Consider the following 17,370-nt stretch of genomic DNA (forward strand, 5'->3'; position numbering starts at 1 on the left):
TAGGCTCACCGGCATGGACTTCGCCTTCGACACCGTCACCGAGGACCTGCGCGAGCGCCTGCTCCGCTTCATGGACGAATGCGTCTATCCGGCCGAGCCCGCCTTCGAGGAGCAGGCCGCGGCCGCCGGCTGGAGCCCGCCGCCGCTGCTCGACGACCTCAAGGACGAGGCGAGGAAGCGCGGCCTGTGGAACCTGTTCCTGCCCGGCGCGCACGGCGCCGGCCTGACGAACCTCCAGTACGCCCCGCTGGCCGAGATCATGGGCCGCAGCCCCGCCATCGCCCCCACGGCCACCAACTGCGCCGCCCCCGACACCGGCAACATGGAAGTGCTGTCGATGTTCGGCAGCCCGTGGCAGCGCGAGGAGTGGCTGCGCCCGCTGCTCGACGGCGAGATCCGGTCGGCCTTCGCGATGACCGAGCCCGACGTCGCCTCCTCCGACGCCACCAACATCGCCACCTCGATCGTCCGCGACGGCGGCGAGTACGTCATCAACGGCCGCAAGTGGTTCATCTCCGGCGCGATGAACCCCAACTGCAAGATCTTCGTCGTCATGGGCAAGACGAACCCCGACGCGCCCAAGCACCGCCGGCAGAGCATGGTCCTGGTGCCGCGCGACACCCCGGGGCTGCACGTCAAGCGCGGCATGCACGTCTTCGGCTACACCGACGCCGACCACGGCGGCCACGCCGAGGTGATCTTCGAGGACGTGCGCGTCCCGGCCGAGAACCTGATCGGCGAGGAGGGCGGCGGCTTCGCCATCGCGCAGGCCAGGCTCGGCCCCGGCCGCATCCACCACTGCATGCGCCTGATCGGCATGGCCGAGCGCGCGGTCGAGCTGATGTGCGAGCGGGCCCTGTCCAGGACGGCGTTCGGCAAGCCGGTCGCCCAGCAGGGCGTGGTCCAGGACTGGATCGCCGAGTCCCGCATCAGGATCGAGCAGTTGCGCCTGCTCGTGCTCAAGACCGCCTGGCTCATGGACACCGTGGGCAACCAGGGCGCCCACACCGAGATCCAGGCCATCAAGATCTCCACTCCGATCACCGTCGAATGGATCCTGGACAAGGCCATCCAGGTGCACGGCGCGGGCGGCGTCTCCCAGGACTTCCCGCTGGCCGCGCTCTGGGCGGGGGCCCGCTCCCTGCGCCTGGCCGACGGTCCCGACGAGGTGCACAAGCGGTCCCTGGCCTATCGCGAGCTGAAGAGGTTCATGTGAACGAAGCGCAGATCAAGGAGCGCGTACGCGCGTTCCTGGGCGAGCACGACCCCGAGGGGGACCGGCTGGAGTTCCTGCGGGCCAGGTTCGACGCCGGGCTGGCCTGGGTCTGGTTCCCCGAAGGGCTCGGCGGCCTCGGCGCGCCCAGGGAGCTGCAGCAGGTGGTCGAGCACGAGCTGGCCGGCACGCCGCAGATCAACGGCGGCGTCCAGGGCATCGGCCTCGGCATGGCCGCGCCGACGATCCTGGCGTTCGGCACGCCGGAGCAGAAACGGCGCTTCCTGCGCCCGCTGTGGACCGGCGAGGAGATCTGGTGTCAGCTCTTCAGCGAGCCCGGCGCCGGCTCCGACCTGGCCACCCTCGCCACCCGCGCGGTCCGGGACGGCGAGGAGTGGGTGGTCGACGGCCAGAAGGTCTGGACGTCGGGCGCCCACCACTCCCGCTGGGCCATCCTGGTCACCCGCACCGACCCGGACGTGCCCAAGCACCGCGGCATGACGTACTTCGTCTGCGACATGCAGGCCCCCGGCGTCGAGGTGCGGCCGCTGCGCCAGATCACCGGCGAGGCCGAGTTCAACGAGGTGTTCCTGACCGGCGTGCGGCTCTCCGACGACCTGCGGCTGGGCGAGGTCGGCGACGGCTGGCGGGTCGCGCAGACCACGCTGATGAACGAGCGCGTCGCGATCGGCGGCGCGCCCGTGCGGCGCGGCGGCGGCATGGTCGGCGCGGTGCTGGAAGCCTGGCGCGCGCACCCCGAGCTGCGCACCCACGACCTGCACCAGCGGCTGCTGGCGCTGTGGGTGGAGGCCGAGGTCACCCGCCTGTCCGGGGCCCGGCTGCGCGAGCAGCTAGCCGCCGGCCAGCCCGGCCCCGAGGGCTCGGGCATGAAGCTGTCGTTCGCCAAGCTCAACCAGGCGCTGTCCGGCTTCGACGTCGAGCTCCGCCGCGACCTGGGCTACGACGACTGGACGTTCCGCCGCTCGGAGGACGTCGACTTCTACGGCCGCGGCCCCGGCTACCGCTACCTGCGGGCCAAGGGCAACTCGATCGAGGGCGGCACGTCCGAGATCCTGCGCAACATCATCTCCGAACGGGTGCTCGGCCTGCCCTCCGAGCCCCGCGTCGACAAGGACGTGCCCTGGAAGGACCTGCCGCGATGACTCTGCTCTACTCCGAGGTCGAGGAGGAGCTGCGGGCGGCCGTGCGCGGCCTGCTCGCCGACCGCTGCCCGCCCGCCGCGGTGCTCGGGCGCGTCGAGTCGCAGCCCTACGACCTGGACCTGTGGAAGACGCTGGCGGGCGAGATCGGGGTCGCCGGGCTCCTCGTGCCCGAGGAGCTCGGCGGCGCGGGCGCGTCGGCCAGCGAGGTGGCCGTCGTGCTGGAGGAGCTGGGCCGGGCCGTGGCGCCGGTGCCGTTCCTGACCAGCGCGGTGCTGGCCACGAAGGCGCTGCTGCCCACCGGTGACGCCCTGCTCGGCGAGCTGGCCGAAGGACGCAGGACGGCGGCGCTGGTCGTGTCGTTCGCGGCCTCGCCGTACCGGCCGGGGCGCGGGGCGTCGCTGCGGCTGGAGGGCGGGCGGCTGTCCGGCACCGTCACCGGGGTGGCCGGCGCGGACGTGGCCGACGTGCTCCTCGTCCCCTTCGAGGGCAGGCTGTACGAGGTCGAGGGCGCCACCGTCGAGGTCGTGCCCTCGCTCGACCTGACCAGGCCGGTCGCCACCGTCACCCTGTCGGGCGCGGCGGCCCGCGACGTGGGGGAGTGCGACCTGGCCGGCGTGCTGCGGTTCGGGGCCGGGCTGCTGGCCTCCGAGCAGTTCGGCGTGGCCGAATGGTGCCTGGACACGACGCTCGCCTACGTCAAGGAGCGCCACCAGTTCGCCCGGCCGGTCGGCTCGTTCCAGGCGATCAAGCACCGGCTGGCCGACCTCTGGCTGGACGTGGTCAGGGCCAGGGCCGCCGCCCGCGGCGCGGCCGCCGATCCCGGGGACATCCCGGTCGCGGTGGCGCAGTCGTGGAACGCGGGGGTGGCGGTGCACGCCGCCGAGGAGGCGGTGCAGCTCCACGGCGGGATCGGGATGACCTGGGAGCATCCCGTGCATCTGTATCTCAAGCGCGCCAAGGCCACCGAGATCGCGCTCGGCACGCCCGGCGACCATCGGGAGGCGCTGGCCTCACTCGCCGGCGTCCCCGGCCCCGAGGGAGTTCAGCAGTAGGTCGGCGAAGTGCTTGCCCACCTGGGCGCCGGTCAGCGGCCCGTCCGCGTGGAACCAGGTGCCCAGGTGGTGAACCGAGCCGAAGAAGTAGTCCACGACCAGCTCGGCGGGCACCCGGTCGCTCAGGACGCCCGTGCGCTGCCCCTCGGCCACCAGGTCGCGGAACCGCTCGTGGTAGCGGCGGCGCTCGGCGCGCACGGTCTTCTGCTTCTCGGTCGCGAGCAGGTGCATCGACCTGAAGAAGATCTTGGAATCGTCGAGGTTGGCGGTCGTCGTCTCCACGACGTCGGCCGCGGCCCGGTGCAGTCGCTCGCGGACCGTGCCGGGGCCGTCGGCGATGCGCGTCAGCCGGTCCATCTGCATGCGGAGCAGGCGGGCGTAGATCTCGTGCAGCAGATCGTCTTTTGAGTCAAAATAGTGGTACATGGCGCCCTTGGTGACGCCGGCCGCCTGGACGATCTCCTGGACCGAGGTCCCCTCGAATCCACGGGCCGCGAACAGCCGCGTCGCCTCGGCGAGCAACCGCTGCCGAACGGGTTCTTCCTTCACATCGTCCCCCTTGTCACCCGCCATAGCATACCGACTGGTCGGTTGACGGTCTTGCAGGTTTTATTTGCGTCACCTTAGGCTCGCCTTGGTTCGTGCTTGGGTATGCCTTAGACCGGCGAGGGATCTTCGGAGTGGCAGATCCTGAGGGTTTCTACTCATTCGGGGAGTTTGCCGTGCCCGGTGGCTCTATCTACGTGCAGCAGGACGAAAAGTACACAGGCTCATCCCCGCAGTGGTGGTACGAGAAGTTCTGGCGTGAGGACGCGCCCAACCGGCGCAGGTCCCGGTACGTCAAGGCGGGCGTGGGCGCGGTGGCAGGCATCCTGCTCGCGCTGCGGTTCGGCTCGGAGTACATGCTGCTGTGGGGGGCCGTCACGGCCGGTCTCGTGGCCGCCGTCGACTGGTACATCGACTGGCGCTCCTTCCGCGCGACGGCCGTCTGGCGCGGCGCCCGGCGCGGCGAGCTGATCACCGGCCGGCTGCTGCGCAGGCAGCTCGCCAGGCGCGGCTACCAGGTGCTCGACGGCCGCGCGATCCGCGACCAGGCCTCCATCGACCACCTCGTGATCGGCCCGACCGGCATCTGGGTCATCGACAACGAGTCCTGGAGCCCCGACACCGAGATCGGCTGCTACAACGGCCGGCTGTTCTTCAGCGAGAAGTACGGCACCAAGTGGGCCAAACCGCTGGTGGACACCGCCGAGGCCTTCGCCGAGCTGCTGACCCGCGAGACCGGGATCGAGGTCACCATCTCGCCCATGCTGGCCGTCCACTGCGGGCTGCTGCCGCGCGGCGGCGTCGTGGTCGGCGAGGGGCTCGCGCTGCTCAAGCCGCGCCTGGTGGCCAGGCGCATCAAGGCGGTCGACGGCGTGGTGTTCACCGACGAGCAGGTCGAGCTGCTGGCCCGCACCGCGGCCAGGGAGCTGCAGAAGGTCTGACCGCCGTCAGGCCAGCGTCTCGATGAACGCGGTGAGCTGGGCGACGTTGCGGCACTCGTGCATCTCGACCACGGTGCCGTACTCGCTCGCGACCGAGTCGCCGGTGTCCCACTGCTGCCTGGACTCGGGGTTGAGCCAGTAGGCGTGGCGGGCCCCCGACGTCAGGCGCCTGAGCACGTCGAGGGCCGGCGGCTGGTAGTTGGAGCGGGCGTCGCCGAGGATCAGCAGCGAGGTTCTCGGGCCGATGGCGTCGGAGTGGCGCTCGGCGAAGCCCTCCAGGGCGTGGCCGTAGTTCGTACGTCCGAAGCGCGACATGTCGGCCTCGTCCGCGAGCCGCGTCATGGCCTCCACGACGTCGGCGCCGGGCACGAAGAAGCGGGTGATCTCGTCCACCCGGTCCACGAACCCGAACGCCCGCACCTTCGTGAACTGCTCCCGCAGCGCGTACGTCAGCAGCAGCGTGAAGTGGGCGAACGACGAGACCGAGTCGCTGGTGTCGCAGAGGATGACCAGCTCGGGCTTGTGCGGCCGGGGCGGTTTGAAGTGCGTGGTCAGCGGCACGCCGCCGCTCTGCAGCGAGGCCCGTACGGTGCGTCGGAAGTCCAGCCGCCCCCTGCGCCCCTTCCTGTGCTTGATCGTCAGCCGCGCGGCCAGCCGCCTGGCCAGCGGATGGACCTCCTTGCGCAGCCTGGCCAGGTCGGCCCTGGTGATGCGGAGGAAGTCGATCTGGTCCAGCGGCGGGCGCACGGCCGAGCGGGCGATGCGCTCGATCCCCGAGTCCTCGGCGATGCGCCGGCGCACGTCAGTGGCCACCGCCTCCTCGAACCGCCGGACGTTGCCGTTGACGCGCTGCCGCACGGTCTTCTCGGCCAGCCCGCCGCGTTCCCGCCCGGCCAGCACGTTCTGCAGGATGCGGGCCATCAGCGTCTCGGGGGACAGGGCCCGCAGGACGCTGTAGGAGAACCAGTTCTGGCGGCCCGGCCCGGTGGTCTGCTGGCGGCCGAACCGCTCGACCATGGCCTGGGCGAACTCCCGCAGCTCGGCGTCCGTGCTGCCGGTGAGCAGCTCCGCCAGGCGCTCGCGCAGCTCGTCCACCGGGGCCGTCCGCGGGTCCAGGCGGTCCGCGGCCGGACGGGGGGCGTACATGCCGGTCGTGGACGACGGGAACCACAGGTCGAACAGCACGTCGAAGCCGGGACGGTAGGCCGGCTTCTTGACCAGCGTGGCCGCGTAGGCGGCGCGCAGCGACTCCCGCTCGCTCAGGTCGATCACCCGCAGCGCGCGGGCCGCGTCGAGCCCCTCGGCGAGCGACACGGGCAGGCCCGCCTCGCGCAGTGCGTGCACGAAGCCGACATGCCGGTCAACCAGCGATCCCCGCTCAGGCATCCGGCAGCCCCAGCTCCTTGATCGCCCGGCTCTGGTCGGAGGCGTGCTTGAGCACCACGCCCAGCGTCCCGGCCACCGTCGCCTCGTCCAGCTCCTCGCGGCCGAGGGCCAGCAGCGTGTTGGCCCAGTCGACGGTCTCGGCGACCGAGGGCGCCTTCTTCAGCTCCAGCGCCCGCATGGTGGCGACCGTCCTGGCGAGCTGCTCGGCCAGGTCGGCGCGGATGGTCGGCACCTGCGCGAGCACGATGTCGCGCTCCCGCTCCGGCGTCGGGTACTCGATGTGCAGGTAGAGGCAGCGCCGCTTGAGCGCCTCGGACAGCTCGCGGGTGGCGTTGGAGGTCAGCAGCACGAACGGCCGGCGGGTGGCGGCGATCGTGCCCAGCTCGGGGATGGTCACCTGGAAGTCCGACAGCAGCTCCAGCAGCAGGCCCTCGACCTCGACGTCGGCCTTGTCGGTCTCGTCGATGAGCAGCACGGTGGGGGCGGCCGACCTGATCGCCTTCAGCAGCGGGCGTTCGAGCAGGAACTCCTCGGTGAAGATGTCGTCGTCGGCGCTGGTGGCCTGGATGCGGAGCAGCTGCTTCTTGTAGTTCCACTCGTACAGGGCGCGGGCCTCGTCGAGACCTTCGTAACACTGGAGGCGGACCAGCTCGGCGCCCGTCGCCTGGGCCACGGCCTTGGCGAGCTGCGTCTTGCCGACGCCGGCGGGCCCCTCGACCAGCAGCGGCTTGCCCAGCGCGGCGGCGAGGAACACCGAGGTGGAGATGGCGTCGTCGGAGAGGTAGTCCACGGCGGCGAGCCGCGCCGTCACGTCGGCGGGCGAGTCGAACATCGGTGCTCCCTGTCTGCAGGCCGAACTTTATTCTAGCGGTAGGAGCTCGACCCAGGTCGATTCGACCAACATGCGGATCACCGGTATATTCCTCTCTGCAAGCGCCGCTAGCTCAGTTGGTTAGAGCAGCTGACTCTTAATCAGCGGGTCCGGGGTTCGAGTCCCTGGCGGCGCACCGCACGAAAACCCCAGTTCAGTACGCTGAGCTGGGGTTTTCGCGTTTCCCCGTGGCTGCGGCCGGACCGCCGAAGGGGTGAGCCATCCGCCGCGCTGGGCCGTTATGCAATCTTTGCTTGCGGCCATGAGGAAGCTGCGTAATATGAACGTTCATATCACTGAGCCCTGTTCCCCCCGGTCAGCCGCGCACCCCTCCTTTTGTCATGCCTAGATGAGCCGTCAGAGGATATGAACGTTCAAATTTTCGCCGAGCCCTCCGGCTACCTCGACTTCGCCCGGCTGGGGCCGCTCTCCCACGCGGTCGCGGCGGTGCTGGCCGAGTCGGCCCGCCGCCGCGTCGGCGACATGCCGCTGGCCTGGTTCGAGGAGCAGGCGGCGCGGACGCGCTCGGCGGCGGCGCGGCTGCTGCGGGCGGCCGAGCACGAAGTGGCGTTCGTCTCCTCCACCAGCCACGGGCTGTTCGCCGCCGCCGCCGCGCTGCCGGGAGAGGGCGTGGTGCTGGTGCCCCGGGGCGAGTTCCCCGCGAACGTCTACCCCTGGCTGCGGTTCGAGGGGCGCGGCGGCCTGCGGGTGCGGTGGATCGACGACGTGCGCCTCACCCCGGAGGTGCTGGCCGAGCACCTGGACGGATCGGTGCGGGCCCTCGCGGTCAGCGCGGTCGACGCGCTCACCGGCTACCCGGCGCCGCTGGGCGCGCTGAAGGAGGTGCTCGGGCCGGGACGCGTGCTGGTCGTGGACGCGATCCAGGGGCTGGGCGCCGTCCCGCTGGAGGTGGAGGCCGCCGACGTGCTGGTCTGCGGCGGGCAGAAGTGGCTGCGCGCCGGATGGGGGGCGGCCCTGTTCCTGGCCCGCGACCGCGTCGCCGGGCTGATGGCGCCGGGGCTCGGCGGGTGGTCGGGGGTCGAGGGCCCGCTCGCGGGGCCCGCGCCCCGGCCGCCGCTCGCGGGAGCGGCCGCGCACACGATGACCAATCCCGACTATTCCGGCGTCGCCGCCCTGGGCGTCGCGATCGAGCTGGTCCTGGAGGCCGGCGTCGCGGAGTTCGGCCGCAGGACGGCCGATCGGCTGGGCGAGCTGCTCGACACGGCCCGCGCCGCCGGGGCGCGGGTGCTGCTGGACGCGCCCGCCGGCGCCGGCGGCCCGGCGCCGCCCGGCGCCGGACGTGGCGCCGCGCAGTGGAGCGGCATCGGCTCCTTCACGATGCCCGGCCGGGATCCGGCGGCCGTCCATGCCGCGCTGGCCGCCGCCGGGCTCACCACGACTCTGCGGGGCGAGTGGATCCGTCTGTCGCCCCACGCCACCACCTCGGGCGAGGCCGTACAGCGTCTGGCCGCCGCCCTGCACCCCCCGAGAAAGGAATCGTCATGAACCGACCTCTCGTCATGGTCGTCTCCGCGACTCTCGCTCTGGCCGTCACGGCCTGCGGCAGCGGGGGCGGGAGCGACCAGAAGTCCACCGGGCCCGTGAAGATCACGGTCTGGAGCTGGAAGCCCGCCTCCGACGGGCTGGCCTCGGTGGCCAAGGACTTCGAGCAGGCCAACCCCGGCATCAAGGTCGACGTCCAGGTGGTCGGGAACCCCGCGATCTGGGAGAAGATCACGGTGGGGATGGCCGCGGGCGGCAAGGGCCTGGGGGACGTCCTGCACATCGGCATCGACTACCTGCCCGGATACATGGAGAAGTTCCCCGGCGGGCTGGCGGACCTGAGCGCGCTGGGCGCCGACAAGTACAAGGACGCCTTCGCCAAGGGCCTGTGGCCGACGGTCACCGGCAAGGACGGCAAGGCGTACGCGATGCCGTGGGAGGTCAACCCGGTCGGGTTCTTCTACCGCTCGGACCTGTTCGACAAGGCGGGCATCGACTCCGCGGCAATCAGGACCTGGGACGACGCCATCGAGGCCGGCAAGAAGCTCAAGGAGAAGACGGGCGCCTATCTGATCGGCCTGAACAAGCCCGCGGCCGGCAGCGCCGACATGGACTTCTTCCAGTCGCTGCTGCAGCAGCAGGGCGCCTTCTACTTCGACCGTCAGGGCGCGGTCACGCTCTCCTCGGCGCCCGCCGTGCAGGCGATGACCCTGATCAAGAAGATGAACGACGCCGGGATCGTCGCCGACACCTCCGGCGAGGGGACGCGGAAGAAGCTGATCAGCGAGAACAAGGTGGCGGTGCTGCCGTGGGCGGCCTGGGCGGTCGGCTACATCCCCGAGATGTGGCCGGAGCAGAAGGGGCTCTGGCGCGTCATGCAGCCGCCGGCCGTCGCGCCGGGCGGCAAGCGCACCGCGATCGTCAACTCCACGTACCTGTCGGTCTCCGGAACCAGCCCGCACAAGGCGGAGGCGTTCAAGTTCCTTGAGTACGCGCTGACCAGGCCCGAGGTCATCAACAAGGTGTTCAAGGACGGCGGGGTCTTCCCCGCCCTGAACGCCGCCTACGCCGACCCGCGCTTCACCGCCAAGACGGACTACTACGGCGGGCAGCCCGCGCTCAAGACCTTCGTGGACGCCCTGGGCGAGGGCGCGGACGCCACCTACTACTCCGGCGACTACGCCCGCGCGCTGAAGATCGCCAGTGACGCGCAGACCCAGGTCCTGCTGAAGGGCGCCGACCCGGCCGCCGCGCTGGGCCAGGCGGCCCAGCAGCTGTCCCAGCAATCCGGCAGGAAGCTCGCGGGATGACCGGCCGCCTGCTCACCAGAAGAACCGTTCCGTACTTCCTGGTGCTGCCCGCGCTGCTCGGCTTCGTCTGCTTCAAGGCCTATCCGATCCTGGCGGCGGCCTACATCAGCCTGACGACCGGCGCCGGGGCGGCGCGCTCGTTCGCCGGGCTGGACAACTACGTCAGGCTCGTTAACGACCCGCTGTTCTGGACGTCGTTGTGGAACACCGCGCTGATCCTCGTCGTCCAGGTGCCGATCATGCTGATCCTCGCGCTGCTGCTGGCGCTGGGCCTCAACTCCAGGCTCGTACGGCTGCGCGCCCTGTGGCGGCTCGGCGTCTTCATGCCCTCGCTGACCGGCCTGGTCGCCTACGGCGTGATGTTCTCGGTGATCCTCAGCAAGGACTCCGGCCTGCTCAACTGGCTGCTCGGCCTCTTCGGCGTCAGCCCGATCGACTGGCTGGGCAGCCCCTTCTGGGCGCGAATCGCCATCGTCATCGCGCTGACCTGGCATTACTGCGGCTACAACGCGGTGATCTACCTGGCAGGGCTGCAGAGCATCGCGAAGGAGCTCTACGAGGCGGCGATGGTGGACGGCGCCGGAGCGGTCCGCCGCTTCTGGTCGATCACCGTCCCGCAACTGCGGCCGATCCTGCTGCTGACGATCGTGCTGTCGGCGATCGGCACGCTGCAACTGTTCGACGAGCCGTTCGTGCTCACCGGCGGCGGCCCGGACAACTCCACCCTGACGATCTCCCTCTACCTGTACCAGAACGGCTTCCGCTACTTCGACTTCGGCTACGCCTCGGCGATCGCCTACGCGCTCACGCTGATCGTGGCCGGCTTCGGGCTGGTGCAGCTCAAGCTCACCGGAGGCAGGAAATGAAGGGCTGGCTGCTGACCTTCGCGCTCGCCGCGTGCTTCGCCTTGTGCGTCGGCCCGTTCTACTGGCTGACCATGGCGGCCACGCACGCCAACGCCGACATCTTCGGCGCCACGCCCACGTTCTCGCCGGGCGACCAGCTCGGAGTGAACACCGCGAAGCTGGAGGAGTCCATCGGGCTGCTCCACGTGCTGGGGAACACGCTGCTCGTGGCGACCGTCCAGACGTCGATCGCGCTGGTCGTGGCGTTGCTGGCGGGATACGCGTTCGCCAAGTTCGAGTTCCGCGGCAGGAACGCCTTCTTCGTGCTGCTGCTGTCGACGCTGGTGATCCCGGGCGGCGTCACCATCATCCCGATCTTCGAGATGATGAACGACCTCGGGCTGATCGACACCTTCCCGGCGCTCATCCTGCCGAACCTGACGGTTCCGTTCGGGATCTTCCTCATCCGGCAGTCGCTGCAGGCCGTGCCCGACGAGCTGCTCGACGCGGCGCGCGTGGACGGGGCGGGGGAGCTCCGGGTGCTGTGGCGGGTGGTGGTGCCGGTCATGCGGCCCGCGCTCGCGGCGCTGGCGGTCTTCCTGTTCCTCGGCGCGTGGAACGACTTCCTGTGGCCGCTGATCGCGCTGCGCACGCCCGAGATGTTCACCCTGCCCGTCGCGCTGGCCACTCTCCAAGGGCTGGCCAGGACCGACTTCGGCCAGGTCATGGTGGGCACCGCGATCTCCGCGCTGCCCATGATGATCCTCTTCCTCGTCCTTCAGAAACAGTTCATCTCCGGCCTGCTGGCCGGGGCCACGAAAGGTTGACCATGCAGATCTGGGAGCCGCACGCCCTCGGGGAGACGACCGTCGTCCGCGCGGGCGAGGTCGAGGTGGCGATAGCCGGTACGGAGGCGATCACGGTCACCCCGCTCGCGCCGGACGTCTGGCTGATCGACGCCCCCGAAGGGAACGCGGCGCAGTGGAGGCTGCCGTGCGTCGACGCCGCGGCCTTCTGGACGCCGGGCTCGGGCACCCGCTGGATCCCGCCGATCTGGAGCGCTCCGGCGAAGGCCGGGCTGGTCTCCGGCGCGCCCGTCGTCAGCCTCGTCGGCACGGCGGGGGCCAACCTGTGCACGGTGGCCCTGGCCTCGGTGACCGGCAGCTTCACCGGCGGCGTGATCGAGGAGACCGGCGAGTTCGTCTTCACCGTGCAGGGCGAGGGGCTGCGGATCCGGCTGGACCTGTCGGACCGGCAGTTCTCCGCGGCGCTGACCGAGGTCGCCGCATGGTGGCAGGAGGGCCGCGACCTGCCGCCCACGCCGCGTCAGGCCAGGCTGCCCGTGTACTCGACCTGGTACAGCATGCACCAGGAGGTCTCGCGGGAGTCGGTGGAGCTCCAGGCCCGGCTGGCGAAGGAGCTGGGCTGCGCCACCATGATCGTGGACGACGGCTGGCAGACGGCCGACCGGTCGCGGGGGTACGCCTTCTGCGGCGACTGGGAGCCCAACATCCCCGACCTCCGGCAGCACATCGAGCGGGTCCAGAGCGACGGCATGGCCTACCTGCTGTGGTACGCGCTGCCGTTCGTGGGCAAGCACAACGCCGCGTTCGAGCGTTTCGAGGGGAAGTTCCTGCGCTACCTCGACCACATGGACGCGGCCGTCCTCGACCCGCGTCACCCCGAGGTGCGCGCGTTCCTCGTCGACAAGCTGGCGCGAGCGGTGGAGGAGTGGGGCGCGGACGGCCTGAAGATCGACTTCGTCGACCGGTTCGGCACCGACGAAGGAGTGGCCGAGCTGCTGCGCGAGCTCGACGTCAGGCTCCGGGCGGCGAAGCCGGACGTGCTGATCGAGCACCGCCAGCCGTACACGAGCCCGGGGCTGTGGCCGTACGCGAACATGATCAGGGCGGTGGACTGCCCGCTCAGCCCGCAGGAGAACCGGCAGCGGACGATCGACCTGCGGCTGACCGCCGGACCCCAGGCCGTGCACTCCGACATGATCCTCTGGCATCCGGACGAGTCCGCCGAGCAGGTCGCGGTACACCTGATCAACGTGCTCTTCTCGGTGCCGCAGATCTCCGTGGACCTGGCCGCCCAGCGGCCCGACCAGCTCGCCGCCATCCGGTTCTGGCTGGGCGTCTTCCGCCGCCACCTGGCCACGCTGCAGCTCGGCGTGCTGGAACCGCACGGGGTCGAGCACGGATACCCGCTGGTGCGGGCCTACAGTGAGGAGAGCGAGGTCGTGGCCCGGTACGCTGCCCTGCCTGTGGACGTGCCGGAGATCGCGGAGCTGCTCGTGGCCAACGCCGCCCCCGACACCCGCGTCGTCCTGTACGGGCGGGGTGTCGCGACGGCCGAGGTCCGCGACTGCGGCGGGCGGCTCGTGAGCCAGAGCGAGCTGCGCTTCACCTCCGGCGCGAGCGTGGTCGAGGTGCCCGTCGGGGGCCTGCTGACGGTGAGGAGAGACTGAGTGGCGGCACGCCGTGGGATCACCATCGAGGACGTCGCCCGCGCGGCGGGCGTGTCCCGCCAGACGATCTCCAACGCGCTCAACGCCCCCCAGCGGCTCAAACCGGAGACGCTGGAACGGGTGACCCGGCTGATCGAGGAGCTCGGCTACCGGCCCGACCAGTCGGCGCGCAGCCTCAAGTCGGGCACCCGGCGCATAATCGCCTACCCGACGCCGGTGGACGACCCCGCCAACCCCAACCCGCTGATGGGCGGGTTCCTGGAGGCCGTGGTGGCGTCGGCCGGTGAGGTCGGCTACCGGATCCTGCTGCTGCGCCCGCGCCCGGGGCAGAGCCAGGAGCAGGCGCTGGACGAGGTGATCGCCGCCCGCACCGTGGACGCCTTCCTGCTGTCGGACGTGATGCGCGACGACCCCAGAGTCGCGCACCTGACCGCGGCGGGGTTCCCGTTCGCCGCGTTCGGCAGGACGATGCCGGACCAGCCGCAGTCGTGGGTGGACGTCGACAGCGTTCAGGCGGTCATCGAGCTGGTCGGGCTGCTGGCCGCCCGGGGGCATCGGCGCGTGGCCTTCCTGGCCTCCGTCGGCGCGCAACCGTGGATGGAGGACCGCAGAGAGGGTTTCCGCGCCGGCGTCCGCAGGCACGGCCTGGTGGGGCAGGAGTTCTCCGCGCCGGGCGACGGCCCGGCGGAGCTCGTCACGGTCACCCGCGAGCTGCTGCGCGGCCGCAACCGCCCGACGGCCGTCGTGGCCGCCGGTGACTGGCTCGCGCTCGGCGTCTACGCCGCGGCCAGGGAGGAGGGCATCGAGATCGGCGCCGATCTCGCCCTGGCCGCCTTCGACGACCTTCCCCTCACCGCGTTCCTCCATCCCGCCCTGACCACGGTACGGCTGCCGCTCCAGCGCATCGCGCGGGCGCTGATCGGCCGGCTGATCCAGACGGTGGAGGACGGCGCGATCCCTCAGGCGGGGCTGCTGCTGCCCGGGGAGCTGGTGATCCGTCCCAGCATCGGCCCATGATGCGCATCGGCTCGGCCAGCTCCGAGCTGGTCGCGATGTTCGAGTGGGCCTGCTCCCGGGCGCTGCGCCTGCGGCACGAGGGCGGCTCCTGGGGCCCCGTCGACGTCGACGAGCACCGGCCCGAGGGGACGGGACAGAGCCGCTACCTGCCCTCCTACTGGGCGGGCTACGCACACCGCAGCGGCTTCTACGCCCGCGACTTCGCCCACCAGCTCGTCGGCGCCCACCTGCTCGGCATGGCCGAGGCCAACCTCACCATGCTGCGCTGCTTCGCCGCCTCGGCCACCCCCGAGCACGGCTTCCACCCGGTGTGGGCGTTCAACTTCGACGGCTCCTACCTGTCCATCGACTACCGCGGCCCCGGCTCCTTCGTCCGCGAGCTGCCCGCGGTGTACGAGCTGGTGGAGAAGGCCGCGGCCGCCTACCGATGGACCTGGGACCGCGCCTACGTCGAGGATCCCGTGCTGTGGTCCTACTACCGCAACGCGGTGACGAAGGTCGTGCCGCGGGCTGCCGGAAGGGGCATCTTCCAGGGCGTGGCCAGCTACAACGAGCTGGCCGGCGAGCACCTGGCGGAGGCCGGAGACTCCGTCGGCTCCCGGTACCAGGCATACCTGGCGATGAGCGCCCTGAGCCGGGCCCGCGGCCTGGACGGCGAGGACTTCGCACGCCGGGCCGCCGAGCTGAGGTGGCACTTCAACGAGGTCTGGAGCGTCGGCGAGAACCCCGCGGACCTGGTGCGCGGCTACACCCTGGACGGCGACCCCGTCACCGGATGGGGCTGTGAGAACAGCTGGTTCATGCCGCTCAAGGGCCTCATCGAGCCGGGTCCGCGCAACGAGGGCTACCTCGACTTCATCGACGGCCAAGCCGCCGGCCCCGGGCGTCCCCGCAACATCGAGGCCTACACGTACCTGCCCGACACGTTCTTCCGGCACGACAGGAACGCGGCCGCCTGGCGGTGGATGCGGCACGTCTTCGACCGGCGTGCTGAACCGCACGTCGCGGGCGGCCTCAACGGCGACTACCCGGAGGTGTCCTTCACGCTCGTCAGCCAGGTCGTCGAGGGCCTGCTCGGCGTCACCCCCGAGGTGAACGCCGTGACCACGCTGTCCCGCCTGCCCGGCGACATCGCCTGGGCCGAGGTCTCGGGCATCCCCCTGGGCGGCGGCACGATCACCGTCCGGCACGAGGGCAGGACCGCCACCAGGCTCACCAACACCTCCGGTGACACCACCTACCGCTGGGAGGCCCGCTTCCCGGACGCCCCCGCCGTGGTCACGCGGGTCGCGCCGGGACAGAGCGCCCTGGTCACCGCTCCCGGCCGTCCAGGGTGAGAGCGGGCTCGGCCGGCCTCCCGAAGGGGTGGCCGGCCGGGCGGGCCTATTCGAAGAGGGACGGGTCTCCGGTGCCGCGACGGAGGATCTCGGGCTCGTCCTGCGAGAGGTCCACGACGGTCGTCGGCGTGGCGCCGCATTCCCCCGAGTCGATGACGGCGTCCACCATGTGGTCGAGGCTCTCCTTGATCTCCCAGCCCTGTGTCGAGGGCTCGCTCTCGCCGGGCAGGATCAGCGTGCTCGACACCAGCGGTTCGCCGAGCTCGGCCAGCAGCGCCTGGGTGACGACGTGATCGGGGATCCGGACGCCGACGGTCTTCTTCCGGGGATGCAGCAACCGCCGCGGGACCTCCTTGGTCGCCGGCAGGATGAACGTGTACCCGCCCGGAGTCGCCGCCTTGACCAGCCGGAACACCGCGTTGCTCACATGAACGAACTGGCCGAACTGCGCGAAGTCCTTGCAGACCAGGGTGAAGTGGTGATCGCTGCCGAGGTGCCGGATCTCTCTGATCCGGTCGAGGCCGTCCTTGTTGCCCAGCCGGCACCCCAGCGCGTAGCACGAGTCCGTCGGGTACGCGATCAGCCCGTCGGCATGCAGGGTCTCGACCACCTGGCCGATCAGGCGAGGCTGGGGGTTGTCAGGGTGCACGTCGAAGTACTTGGCCACGCATCGGATCATAGGAGCACGTACCTCCACGCATGACACGTGGCCCTTGCGGCCGGGCGCGGATCGGCTACGGCCGGGACGGGCGGCGCAGGCGTAAGCCGGTGAGGGCGGCGGCCAGGACCAGCGACCCGGCCAGCACCAGCGCCCGCCCGTCGGGGCCCGCCTCACCACCGCCGCCCGTGTTCGCGCCGCCCGTCGGCATGGCGGCAGGCGTGTCCTCGGAGGTCTCGTCCGGGGGCGTGGCGTCCGTGTCCGTGGTGTCCGTGGTGTCCGTGGTGTCCGGGGTGCTCGGGGTGTCCGGGGCGGCGCCGGCGGCGGTGACGGTCAGGGGGTACGACGTCGGCGCGTCCTTGTCCTGGAGCTCGCACTCGATCAGGCGTTTCTGCGGGGTCGGCCCGAAGTTGACCGACGCGGGCCGGACCGTGCCCGTCCCCGGATGCCGGGGAGTGGTCCGCAGCTCGACCGTTTCCCGGGGCAGGGGGATGACCCCCCCGGGGACGATCAGGCCGGGGCTGCCGACGCCCGTCGCCGAGGTCAGCCGGTCGATCCCGCTGACGGCGGCGTAGGCGTAGAGCTTGACCTCGCCGTCCAGGCCGGTGGCGGGGGCGCGGAGCTCGGCGCCCTCGACGTACGAGCCGCGCCAGCCGATGGTCATCTGCCGGCCTGTGGAGGCGGTGGCGGGCACGGTGAGCGTGATGTCCATCTTGACGATCTGCGTCTCGTTCGTACCGGTGGTCTTGCAGGTGTACGCCGCCACCGTGCCGCTCTCGGGCGCGGGCGTGGCGAACAGCAGGACGGCCAAGGGCAGGATCAGTGGCAGGCGCACGACGTTCTTCCCTTTGTGACGGATGTGACACAGAAGGGACGGCGGACGCCTGCGGCAGGTTGACCGGACCGTCCACATCCGGACAACGCGCGCTGTGGGGAGCCGGTTCTGTCGGACCCGGGTGGTATCCATGGCTCCCATCAAGATGATCACGCTGGACGGCGGAGGCCCCGGGCTCTCGTGGAGAACGCGCAACTGAAGGTAATCGGTCTGCAACAAT

General features: G+C 71.1%; 16 protein-coding genes and 1 tRNA gene. 12 read left to right on the forward strand and 5 right to left on the reverse strand.

The window, feature by feature from the left end:
- Positions 1–13 precede the first annotated feature (13 nt).
- Genes ACIBQ8_RS44955 through ACIBQ8_RS44965 form a run of 3 tightly spaced genes read left to right on the forward strand, consistent with a single transcriptional unit; the run spans position 14 to position 3,428 of the window.
- Positions 14–1,216, forward strand: coding sequence for an acyl-CoA dehydrogenase family protein (locus tag ACIBQ8_RS44955; RefSeq protein WP_397172274.1), 1,203 nt, complete (start codon positions 14–16; stop codon positions 1,214–1,216).
- Positions 1,213–2,376 (forward strand): acyl-CoA dehydrogenase family protein, encoded by a 1,164-nt coding sequence (locus ACIBQ8_RS44960; protein WP_397172273.1) that lies wholly within the window; start codon positions 1,213–1,215, stop codon positions 2,374–2,376. Before ACIBQ8_RS44955 ends, ACIBQ8_RS44960 begins: the two co-directional genes overlap by 4 nt.
- Positions 2,373–3,428: an acyl-CoA dehydrogenase family protein gene (locus ACIBQ8_RS44965; protein WP_397172271.1), complete on the forward strand. Its 1,056-nt coding sequence runs from the start codon at positions 2,373–2,375 to the stop codon at positions 3,426–3,428. Before ACIBQ8_RS44960 ends, ACIBQ8_RS44965 begins: the two co-directional genes overlap by 4 nt.
- Here ACIBQ8_RS44965 and ACIBQ8_RS44970 read toward each other — a convergent pair.
- Positions 3,387–4,001, reverse strand: coding sequence for a TetR/AcrR family transcriptional regulator (locus tag ACIBQ8_RS44970; protein WP_397172270.1), 615 nt, complete (start codon positions 3,999–4,001; stop codon positions 3,387–3,389). The genes ACIBQ8_RS44965 and ACIBQ8_RS44970 overlap by 42 nt on opposite strands.
- Before the next feature lie 149 nt (positions 4,002–4,150).
- Here ACIBQ8_RS44970 and ACIBQ8_RS44975 point away from each other — a divergent pair, with 149 nt between their 5' ends.
- Positions 4,151–4,915, forward strand: coding sequence for a nuclease-related domain-containing protein (locus tag ACIBQ8_RS44975; protein ID WP_397172268.1), 765 nt, complete (start codon positions 4,151–4,153; stop codon positions 4,913–4,915).
- A 6-nt stretch (positions 4,916–4,921) separates the two neighbouring features.
- On the opposite strand, the gene ACIBQ8_RS44980 is transcribed toward ACIBQ8_RS44975, so the two are convergent.
- Both ACIBQ8_RS44980 and ACIBQ8_RS44985 read right to left on the reverse strand, forming a co-directional pair.
- Entirely contained in the window at positions 4,922–6,301 is a 1,380-nt protein-coding gene (locus tag ACIBQ8_RS44980; protein ID WP_397195202.1) for a VWA domain-containing protein, read from the reverse strand.
- A complete protein-coding gene (locus ACIBQ8_RS44985) occupies positions 6,294–7,133 on the reverse strand; it encodes an AAA family ATPase (protein ID WP_397172265.1) in 840 nt (279 codons plus the stop codon). The genes ACIBQ8_RS44980 and ACIBQ8_RS44985 overlap by 8 nt, the downstream gene beginning before the upstream one ends.
- Before the next feature lie 101 nt (positions 7,134–7,234).
- Between ACIBQ8_RS44985 and ACIBQ8_RS44990 the strand changes: the two genes are divergently transcribed.
- From ACIBQ8_RS44990 to ACIBQ8_RS45025, 8 genes are all read left to right on the forward strand, one after another.
- Positions 7,235–7,308, forward strand: a tRNA-Lys gene (locus tag ACIBQ8_RS44990).
- 230 nt (positions 7,309–7,538) lie between these two features.
- Complete coding sequence (locus tag ACIBQ8_RS44995) at positions 7,539–8,678, forward strand: aminotransferase class V-fold PLP-dependent enzyme (protein WP_397195203.1); 1,140 nt, start codon at positions 7,539–7,541, stop codon at positions 8,676–8,678.
- Entirely contained in the window at positions 8,675–9,985 is a 1,311-nt protein-coding gene (locus ACIBQ8_RS45000; RefSeq protein ID WP_397172262.1) for an ABC transporter substrate-binding protein, read from the forward strand. The genes ACIBQ8_RS44995 and ACIBQ8_RS45000 overlap by 4 nt, the downstream gene beginning before the upstream one ends.
- A complete protein-coding gene (locus ACIBQ8_RS45005; RefSeq protein WP_397172260.1) occupies positions 9,982–10,851 on the forward strand; it encodes a carbohydrate ABC transporter permease in 870 nt (289 codons plus the stop codon). Before ACIBQ8_RS45000 ends, ACIBQ8_RS45005 begins: the two co-directional genes overlap by 4 nt.
- Positions 10,848–11,657, forward strand: a complete 810-nt coding sequence (locus tag ACIBQ8_RS45010; RefSeq protein ID WP_397172258.1) for a carbohydrate ABC transporter permease — start codon at positions 10,848–10,850, stop codon at positions 11,655–11,657. Before ACIBQ8_RS45005 ends, ACIBQ8_RS45010 begins: the two co-directional genes overlap by 4 nt.
- A 2-nt stretch (positions 11,658–11,659) precedes the next feature.
- Positions 11,660–13,303, forward strand: coding sequence for a glycoside hydrolase family 36 protein (locus tag ACIBQ8_RS45015; protein WP_397172256.1), 1,644 nt, complete (start codon positions 11,660–11,662; stop codon positions 13,301–13,303).
- Positions 13,304–14,320, forward strand: a complete 1,017-nt coding sequence (locus ACIBQ8_RS45020) for a LacI family DNA-binding transcriptional regulator (protein ID WP_397195204.1) — start codon at positions 13,304–13,306, stop codon at positions 14,318–14,320.
- On the forward strand, positions 14,317–15,657 hold the full coding sequence (locus ACIBQ8_RS45025; protein ID WP_397195205.1) for a hypothetical protein: 1,341 nt from the start codon (positions 14,317–14,319) through the stop codon (positions 15,655–15,657). Before ACIBQ8_RS45020 ends, ACIBQ8_RS45025 begins: the two co-directional genes overlap by 4 nt.
- A 46-nt stretch (positions 15,658–15,703) precedes the next feature.
- Here ACIBQ8_RS45025 and ACIBQ8_RS45030 read toward each other — a convergent pair whose 3' ends face one another.
- The gene (locus ACIBQ8_RS45030) at positions 15,704–16,324 is read right to left on the reverse strand and encodes an L-threonylcarbamoyladenylate synthase (RefSeq protein ID WP_397172254.1); all 621 of its coding nucleotides are present in this window, start codon (positions 16,322–16,324) and stop codon (positions 15,704–15,706) included.
- A gap of 67 nt (positions 16,325–16,391) precedes the next feature.
- Positions 16,392–17,150, reverse strand: coding sequence for a hypothetical protein (locus tag ACIBQ8_RS45035; RefSeq protein WP_397195206.1), 759 nt, complete (start codon positions 17,148–17,150; stop codon positions 16,392–16,394).
- Positions 17,151–17,370 lie beyond the last annotated feature (220 nt).

The sequence above is a fragment of the Nonomuraea sp. NPDC049646 genome (assembly GCF_044465525.1).
Taxonomy (GTDB): domain Bacteria; phylum Actinomycetota; class Actinomycetes; order Streptosporangiales; family Streptosporangiaceae; genus Nonomuraea.